The following is a 1,566-nucleotide window of genomic DNA, read 5'->3' on the forward strand; positions in this document are numbered from 1 at the left end:
GCTGCGGTTGGGCACCACGTCCGATTCCAGCCCCTGGCCCCAGCTTGCATAGACAAGTGTGGCCGGCGTCCACTGGTGGCTCAGCGCCAGCCAGGGCAGGGTCTCGCCCTGGCTGTAGCCGGTGGGACGCGAGCCGTCGGTGCGCACGCTGTCGCGGTGCAGGCGCGTGTGGCGCAGGCCGGCCCACAGGCGCAGGTCTTCGGTCAATGACACCACGTCGCGCAGGTACAGCTCGGTGTTGCGCTCGTCGCGGTTGGTGTTCTGATCACCGAGCGTGGGGTTGGGCTCGGTGACTGCCGTGCCGTCGATGTTGCCCACGCCCACGTAGTTGTAGGCCTGGCCCCGCAGCCGGCTCTTGAAGCGGGTGAACAGCACGCCGGTGCTGATCTGGTGGCTCAACCCGGCCAGCCGTGCGCTGCCGCTGGCCAAGAGGTCCAGCGCATCGCTGCGGCGGCGTTCGTTGTCGCTGCGGAAGTCGTAGAGGTCGAACGTGCCGTCGCTGCAGTAGCGGGTGTAGTCGTTCTCGGCCGAGCAGCCGAACGGGTAGGCCAGCCGGTCGTCGCTGGTCAGCCGCTGCGTCATGCCATGGGCCACCAAGCGCCAGTCGCCGCCGAGCTTGTGCTGCAGCCGCAGCGAGGCGGTGTTGCCTTCCGGCACCACCGGCTGCGACCACGGCTGGTTGTTGAGGTTGGTGCGCGGGTCGATGCGGCTGGCATCGGGCACTCGGCTGCCTAGCAGGCTGAAGCCGGGCACGCTGGGCTGGCTTTGCAGCGAGTGCTCGAACTCGGCTTCCAGCAGCGTGTCAGGCGCGATGCGCCAGTCGCCGGCCAGCGACAGCTGGCGTGCGTGGCCCTCCAGCGAGCGGGTCTGCGGATCAAGGTGGTCGTAGGCCGCGTTCACCCGCAGGCCGAACGCCTCGTTCTGGCCGAAGCGCTGGCTCAGGTCAGCGGCCACCCCCACGATGCCGTTCTCGCGCCAGCTGAGGCCGGCACTGCGCACGTTGCCATCGGGCCGCTTGACCACGAAGTTCACCAGCCCGCCAGGGGCGCTGGTGCCGGCCTGGATGCCGCTGGTGCCCTTGAGCACCTCGATGCGTTCCTTGTTGGCCAGACCGATGGCGGTCTCGGCATTGATGGGCAGGCCATCGCGCCGGTAGTTGAAACGGTTGTCCAGCACATAGCCGCGCACCGACAAAAAGCTCCAGTAGCCCTCGGAGTTGTAGGCGTCGGACAGGCTGGCGTCCAGCCGCGTGAGGTCGGACAGTCGCGTGGCGCCGAGGTCTTTCAACGCCGTGGTGCTGACCACGGCGCCCGCGAAAGGCATCTTGGACAAGGGCTCATGGCCGAAGCCGCCGATGTCCGGCGCGGTGGTGAGCACACGGCCGGTGACCTCGATGGTCTGGGCATCGGTGGACTGGGCCTGGGCAGGCAGCATGGCCAGGCTGGCGGCGGCAGCCAGCGTGGTGAGCGAAAAGCGGAAAACAGCGGAAGCCATCGTGGTCTCAGGTCGATGGCAGGGTGCAAAGCGGCGTGGCGTGCGGCACCGGCGTGAGCGGTGCGGCGGACC

The 1,566-nt window shown here is 68.8% G+C and carries 1 protein-coding gene; it reads right to left on the reverse strand.

Annotation, left to right across the window (positions count from 1 at the left end):
* Positions 1-1,494: TonB-dependent receptor (locus ABNT58_RS22565; RefSeq protein WP_348755649.1), on the reverse strand; the 1,494-nt coding region annotated here is incomplete at its 3' end.
* Between the last annotated feature and the right edge of the window lie 72 nt (positions 1,495-1,566).

It is taken from the genome of uncultured Aquincola sp., assembly GCF_964001545.1.
GTDB lineage: Bacteria > Pseudomonadota > Gammaproteobacteria > Burkholderiales > Burkholderiaceae_C > Aquincola.